This window comes from Solemya pervernicosa gill symbiont (assembly GCF_002020875.1).
GTDB lineage: Bacteria > Pseudomonadota > Gammaproteobacteria.
On sequence record NZ_MPRL01000031.1, the window covers coordinates 20,367 to 27,595 of the forward strand.

The 7,229-nt window shown below is 54.3% G+C and carries 6 protein-coding genes; 2 read left to right on the forward strand and 4 right to left on the reverse strand.

Going from position 1 to position 7,229, the window contains the following annotated elements; all coding sequences use genetic code 11:
• Positions 1-55: 55 nt before the first annotated feature.
• Both BOW52_RS08755 and BOW52_RS08760 read right to left on the reverse strand, forming a co-directional pair.
• The gene (locus BOW52_RS08755; RefSeq protein ID WP_135622199.1) at positions 56-502 is read right to left on the reverse strand and encodes a PAS domain-containing protein; all 447 of its coding nucleotides are present in this window, start codon (positions 500-502) and stop codon (positions 56-58) included.
• A gap of 388 nt (positions 503-890) precedes the next feature.
• Positions 891-1,649 (reverse strand): DUF4197 domain-containing protein, encoded by a 759-nt coding sequence (locus BOW52_RS08760; RefSeq protein WP_236725683.1) that lies wholly within the window; start codon positions 1,647-1,649, stop codon positions 891-893.
• 170 nt (positions 1,650-1,819) lie between these two features.
• Between BOW52_RS08760 and BOW52_RS08765 the strand changes: the two genes are divergently transcribed.
• Both BOW52_RS08765 and BOW52_RS08770 read left to right on the forward strand, forming a co-directional pair.
• Positions 1,820-3,049 (forward strand): diguanylate cyclase domain-containing protein, encoded by a 1,230-nt coding sequence (locus tag BOW52_RS08765; RefSeq protein ID WP_078483705.1) that lies wholly within the window; start codon positions 1,820-1,822, stop codon positions 3,047-3,049.
• Between the two features lie 90 nt (positions 3,050-3,139).
• On the forward strand, positions 3,140-4,624 hold the full coding sequence (locus tag BOW52_RS08770; protein WP_078483706.1) for a protein adenylyltransferase SelO: 1,485 nt from the start codon (positions 3,140-3,142) through the stop codon (positions 4,622-4,624).
• A 38-nt stretch (positions 4,625-4,662) separates the two neighbouring features.
• Here the strand turns inward: BOW52_RS08770 and BOW52_RS08775 are convergent, their stop codons facing one another.
• Both BOW52_RS08775 and BOW52_RS08780 read right to left on the reverse strand, forming a co-directional pair.
• On the reverse strand, positions 4,663-4,872 hold the full coding sequence (locus BOW52_RS08775) for a hypothetical protein (protein ID WP_078483709.1): 210 nt from the start codon (positions 4,870-4,872) through the stop codon (positions 4,663-4,665).
• A 130-nt stretch (positions 4,873-5,002) separates the two neighbouring features.
• Positions 5,003-7,102, reverse strand: coding sequence for a sensor domain-containing protein (locus tag BOW52_RS08780; RefSeq protein ID WP_078483707.1), 2,100 nt, complete (start codon positions 7,100-7,102; stop codon positions 5,003-5,005).
• Between the last annotated feature and the right edge of the window lie 127 nt (positions 7,103-7,229).

The window sequence follows — 7,229 nt, forward strand, 5'->3', positions numbered from 1 at the left end:
CTCTTCGTAACTGGTATTCAGCTCCTTTAGCTTTCCGAGCAGAAACTTCATCGCCTCATCCATCCCCCTCACGGGGACCGACACGCTGCTCAATCGCCAGCATCTCTTGATAAACCGGTGTAAGTGCATCGATCGCTGCCTGTTTCGGCTTCCGCCTGACAGAAAAATAACCTTTTAGATCACCATTGCGATCGTAGTCGGGGGTGACATTGGCAAAGACCCAATAGTAGGAGCCATCGGAGGTCATATTCTTTACAAAACCGAAGAACTCCTGCCCCTGCTCCAGGGTCTGCCAGAGAAAGCGGAAGACGCTACGCGGCATATCGGGGTGTCGCACAACGTTGTGCTGGGTATTGAGAAGCTCCTTTTCGCTATAACCGGCAATCTTCATAAAGACGCGGTTACAGTAGGTGATCCGTCCCTTGATATCAGTCTTACTGACGATGAACTCATCATCGGCAAGTTTCACTTCACGGTTGTTGGGCGTGATCTTCTGCTTCATATCGCTCACTCACTTATATCTAAATGAAGCCTCTCGAGAGAGGGTTGCCATCCTATATTGGTGGCAAAATACCCTGATGCTTGAGCACGACCTGACACTGATGCTACAGCAATCGAAGACTAGCGATATCGATGCGCGCACAGAGCCTTCGGCACAACAGGTACCGGCAACAGGCGCTCATATCCTTGAGAGATGGAGCTAGCCGCAATCGTGGTGAGCGGTGCGAAGATAACTCCCGTAGTGCGTCATACCCAACCGCCTCCCCTGTTGGCTCTTAGTGGCCTTGGTTATCGGTTAGTGGGTCCCTGACACGATTAGAGTCTAGACGCTGAGAAGCGGATATAAAACCACATAATTTGAGGGCTTAACGAGACATCACTGAAACCACTCATCGTCCAAAAACTTTTTTCAGCAGTTCAGTGGTTCGTTCTGCTGGATTGTTGCGGATGGCCGCTTCCTCCCTGGCCTGGTAGTGAAAGATACCGTCCATTCCCTTATCAACCACATAGCCGTTGAGATCCGATTTCACATCACCGACAAAGGGGAGCGACTCATACTTTCCAACCACTCGGTCATAACTCTTCACCGCACCCACCTCATTGAGGGTTCCTTCGACGATCGGCAGCATCTCTTTGCTGAGCGGTGCGGACATCTTGCTGCGGAAATACTGTGTCGCCGCGTCATCAGGGCCGCTATATATCTTCTTCACATCATCGAGCGTCATCTCGCTGATCGCATCGACAAACAGCCGCTTCGCTTTGGGTGTCGCACGTTCGGCAGCGCGGTTCAACTTCAACTCCAGATCATCCAGCATTGAACCCATACCGATGGCCGAGAGCGCCTTGTTCACCTTCTTCAGGCTCTTCGGCAGTGGAATATGGATCTTCGGATCACCATTGAAGCCGTCGGTCTGTCCCAGCTGCCCCACCACCCGTTCGGAACCCACACGTAGCGCCTCCTTTAGGCCATCACCAATCTCACCATCACTCAGTGCCCTGGATGCCTGCTCTTCGACGCCGAAATCTTCCAGCAATTCGCGCCCCTTATCCCACCAACCTGCTGATGCCGTACCCATCAGCAGCGTCAACACCAGTGCTGCGGCCACCCGGCCGACTCCTCTTCCAGAACACACGCTACGTTGATTCACCGCCACCACTCCTCTGTCGGACAACCACTACTGTTTAACACTAACTCTATGCAATCAATAGCGACGATTACATTTAAAATTGTAAAAAACTGTCGATTTAACAAGCCATCTGCTAGCTTCAAGGTCTAGGCATCGGACATTGTTGGGAAGGGCAGCGGACATTTATTGTGATGAAAGAGAGTCATTTTAACTTCAGTTCAAGACAGATTGCCTCAGCTTTCATCACCATAATCATCATTCTGGTTGGTACCTCCTCGCTTAGCCTCTATCAGACCCATCGCGTCTCCAAAGAGCTCAATCGCGTCGTTACCGTTAGCGACGTACAGATAGAGATCGTCAATAAATTTCTAAAACTCGCCCACGAACGCTCGCTTACCCTGCAGAGTATGCTGCTCACACGCGACCCATTTGAACTCGATGATCATCAGATGCGCGCCTCAGCCGCCGCCAGTAACTACCTACGCCTTCGCGACGTCCTGCTGAAGATGGAACTCAGCACCGATGAGCGGGCACTGATCAGGGAACAGGACAAACAGACGATAAATACCGGCATTAAGCAGAGTCGTGTTATCCGACTGGCTGTAGACGGTCAATTTGACCTGGCGCGCGGGCTTCTCTACGACGAGGCGATTCCCAGTCAGGCCAAGGCGATGGGGTTTATGCAGCAATTCATCGACCTCAAGCAGGCAAAAAAGCGCGCCACTATTAGAGAGACCAAGCAGATCATCGACCGCACCACCGACACCATCCTGGTGCTGGTGCTGCTCGGCGTCATCATTAGCATAGCCATCGCCTATATCGTCACTACTCGGCTCAAGCACGAAATCAACTTCCGTAACCAGTTTGAGTCTGAACTGGAACAACGCGTTGAGGAGCGAACCGAGGCGCTGACCTTTATCGCCAGCCACGACACGCTCACGGCCCTTCCTAACCGCGCCGTATTCACCGAGCAGCTTGCCAACTCAGTGAAACACGCCGATCGTAACGGTCAACTGATGGCGCTATTTTTCATGGATCTCGACGGCTTTAAGGCGATCAACGACCTTCACGGTCACGATATTGGCGATAAGGTGCTGATCGAGGTCTGCCGGCGCTTCAAGGAGACGCTCCGTGAGGAGGATGTGGTGGCACGTATCGGGGGTGACGAGTTCACGGTGATCATCAACGAGCTGGAACAGAAGGGCGATGCACTCTCTGTGGCACAGAAGCTCATCACACAGATCAATACACCGATGCGGTTTGATGCTATCGAGTGTCGCGTCGGTATCAGTATCGGTATCAGCTTCTTCCCCAATAACGTTCTCTCACCCGATGCACTTCTGACCGAGGCGGACGATGCGATGTATGCTGCCAAACGTTCCGGCAAGAACCGCTACTCGGTCGCCACCTCCATCGTCTAGGCCACTCAGGGATCAGTCCATCGATCTCGCACCGAAACCCGCAGTAACCCCGTGGTTGAATAACACCCCCCACGCCCACACCATCGAGGCATGGCCCGCTTAGAATCACTCCAATTTGATAACAGCTTTGCACGATTATCCGATGCCTTTCACACCCGCATCTCACCGACACCGCTGTATAGACCCCATCTCGCCTGCTTTAACCATACGGCTGCTGAGCTCATTGAACTCGACCCGGCTGAGGCGCATCGTGCCGAGTTTGTCGACTACTTCAACGGTGCCCGGATACTGCCGGGGGCCGATCCGCTTGCCGCCATCTACGCCGGCCACCAGTTTGGTCATTTTGTGCCACAGCTTGGTGACGGGCGCGCCGTTCTGCTGGGTGAGGTGCGTACCAGTCAGGGTAAGCGCTGGGAGTTGCAGCTCAAGGGATCGGGACAGACACCCTACTCCCGCAGCGCCGATGGTCGCGCCGTACTGCGTTCGACGATTCGAGAGTACCTCTGCAGTGAGGCGATGCATGGTCTTAACATTCCGACCACCCGCGCCCTCTGCATAATCGGCAGCGAAGAGGAGGTCTATCGTGAATCCCTCGAGTCGGGGGCGATGCTGTTACGCATGGCACCCAGCCACCTGCGTTTTGGTAACTTCGAGCTCTTCTACTATCGCAACCAGTACGATGAGCTCAGACAGCTCGCCGACTACGCCATCGACCACCTCTTTCCCGAGATCGCTGACGCTCCCAATCGTTACCTCGAACTGTTTCGTGAGGTCAGCCGTCGAACCGCCGAGCTAATCAGCCGCTGGCAGCTGGTCGGTTTTGCGCACGGCGTGATGAACACCGACAACATGTCACTGCTCGGCCTGACCATCGACTACGGACCCTTTGGCTTTCTCGATAGCTACGACCCCAGCTTTATCTGCAACCACTCAGACCACACCGGCCGCTACGCCTTTGCCGCACAGCCGATGATTGCACGCTGGAATGTCAGTCGTCTTGGCCAGGCGCTGCTGCCGCTGTTTGAGGGTAGTAATAAGGAGGCCGCTGAACACGCCAACGAGACGTTATCCGAGTTCATGCCCCATTTCGATCGCCACTACAGTGCCGGTCTGGCGAAGAAACTGGGACTGACAAGCAGTGATACGAATGACGATCAACTCGTCCAATCACTGCTGAAACAGATGCAGGAGAGTGGCTGCGATTTTACCAACCTGTTCCGCACACTCAGTGACCTACAGCTCGACAACCCGAACGCCGATGGCCCCCTTCGCGACCAGTTCATCGACCGTGATGGTTTTGATCAGTGGACAATCAACTACCGCAAGCGTCTACACGCTGAAGGGAGTCGTGATGAGCTGCGCAAACAGAGCATGGATCGGGTTAATCCTAAATACATATTACGTAACTACCTGGCACAGAGCGCCATTGAACGTGCCGAACAGGGCGACTACAGCGAGGTTGATCGACTCATGAGCCTGCTGCGCGATCCCTTTAGCGAACAGGCGGAGATGAGCGAGTACGCAGCTCTGCCGCCCGACTGGGCGAACACGATTGAGGTCAGCTGCTCCTCGTAAAGAGAGGCACAACCTCCCTGTTAACCACCTCTCAATACCTAACCTTCAGCGACGTAGTCCTCGGTATCGTTACCGGCTACCACCTTGTGGTCGGGTAACTCCATGTGCAGATAGGTCTGGCGGTTCTCTTCATTCTCAAAGTAGATCTCCAGTCCATCTTCACCACTCCCTTCATAGACGCAGGGGTGGCTCTCAGGGTTAGGAACCTCTTTGAGGGAGATCGGATCTAGTGTGGTGCGAATTCTCATCGTACGACCCTCCATAACAGTCAATCACAGGTGTGATAAAGCTATAGTTATCCCGACTGTTTTAGTCAAGATTAGGGTGGTTGTGTAGGCCTATAACCCGTGTGTCTTAATAAGCGTTCTAATCGGCGTGTTAAGAGGGGCTGTTGGTGACGCTGCTCTGCTCGACAAACGCCACAAAATCATGCTCAGCCAGGGGACGTGCATAGAAGAAACCCTGTGCGTTCAGGCACCCCGCTTCGATCAGGAACCGGGTCTGTTCCTCACTCTCAACACCCTCGGCAATCACCTCAAGGTTGAGGCTCTGCGCCAGGTTGATAATCGCATGGGTAATCCGCTCATCGCTCTTATCCTCGGGGATATCGGAGATAAAGGAGCGATCAATCTTGAGTCGGCTGATCGGCAGTCGCTTGAGGTAGTTTAGCGAGGAGTAACCGGTGCCAAAATCATCAATCGCGATCTTTACCCCGAGCGATTTCAGTTCGGTCAGCGGTGGGATACTGCGCTGGATATCTTCCATGATCGCCGTCTCGGTGATCTCCAGCTCCAGGCGATCTGCCGGGAAGCCGCTCTCGTTGAGCAGCCTCTCAACACTCTCAGCAAACGCGGTATCCTCGAGCTGACGTGCGGAGACGTTGGCCGAGAAGACCAGCTGCGAGAGTTGCGGATGTCTGTTCCAACGAGCAGCAAAGGCGAACACCTGCCCCAGCACCCAGACACCGATCTCACCGATCAGCCCCGCCTCCTCGGCGATCTGGATAAACTTCATCGGTGAAACGCTGCCCAACGTAGGATGGTTCCAGCGCAGCAGTGCTTCGGCACCTGTGACCTGGCCGCTCGTCAGATCGATCTGTGGCTGGTAGTGGAGGGTGAGCTGTTCGCGTTGAATCGCCATCGAGAGTTCACGCTCAATTTCCATGCGCTGCAGCAATATCTGGTTGAGACGCTCGGTAAAGAACTGGAAGTTGGCACGCCCCGACTCCTTGGCGTGATACATCGCCGTATCGGCATTCTTGATCAGGGTAGCGATATCGTTGCCGTCGTCAGGGAAGAGACTGATGCCGATACTTGGCGATACCTTGAGCACCTCATTATCAACCCGGCACTCCTCAGAGACGCTCTTTAGCAGTTTCTCGGCAATATGCGCCACATCACCGATGCTCTCCACCTCCGGCAGGATAATGATGAACTCATCACCGCCCTGACGACAGACAGTATCGCTGGCGCGTACCACTGAGGTGAGCCGCTTGGCGACGATCTTGAGCAACATATCGCCGTAGTGATGGCCGAGCGAGTCGTTGATCACTTTAAAACGATCGAGATCGATGAAGAGGATCGCTACGTTGCCATGGATACGTTTCGCCTTGGCGATCGCCATCTCCAGGCGGTCCTGCATCAGGGTGCGGTTGGGCAGGCCAGTGAGTGCATCATGGTGCGCCATATGCTGGATGCGTTCCTCCTTCTCTTTGTAGCTCGTGGCGTCGGAGAAGATGGCGATGTAGTTGCAGATATGACCGGCACCATCACTCAGTGTGGTAATGGTGAGCCACTCGGGGAAGACGGTACCGTCCTTGCGGCGGTTCCAGATCTCCCCCTTCCAGTAACCCGTCTCCTGAACCTGCCCCCACATTTCGGCATAGAAGTCCTCGTCGTGCCGCCCAGAGGAGAGTATGGCGGGAAACTCGCCCACCACCTCATCGTTCTCATAACCGGTGATGTCGGTAAAACTCTGGTTAACGGTGATGATGCGGTTATCGGCATCAGTAATGAGAATCGCCTCTCCGCTGTGCTTGAAAACCATACCCCACAGCAGTAGCTGATCATGGCTCACCTTCTCCTGACTGATGTCGTGCAGGATCAGCGTCTCGCCAACATGGTTCCCATCATCATCGAGCAGCATCGAACTGATCGAGCGGACATAGATCGAACCGCCATTCTGGGTTGCGTAGCGTTCAATGTCGTTGTTATTGGTCAGCTCATCGCTATCACAGAAGTGTTGCTCGCTGGGTAGTTGCAGCTCATCAAACTTGCGGCCATGCATCTCTTCGCTGCTATAACCAAACATCCGCTCTGCTGCAGGATTCCAGTTCACCACGCTGCGGTCGAGGTTGGTGGTAATGATCGCCTCACTGGTCTGCTCGATGATCCCCGCCAGCATTCGGTCACGTTCTGCACTATCGCGAATGTTCTCGGTCATCTCCTCAGCCAGCTGTGCGGCACGCTGCTGCAGCACCTCATTGTTCTCCTGCAGCTCCTTGACCAGATAGGGGAGTCGCTATTTTTGCGAGAGTTTGTTTTGGGCATCCAAGCCCAAGCAAACAGCAAAAACTTCACGCGACCGTTTATGCCTGCGGCGCCCC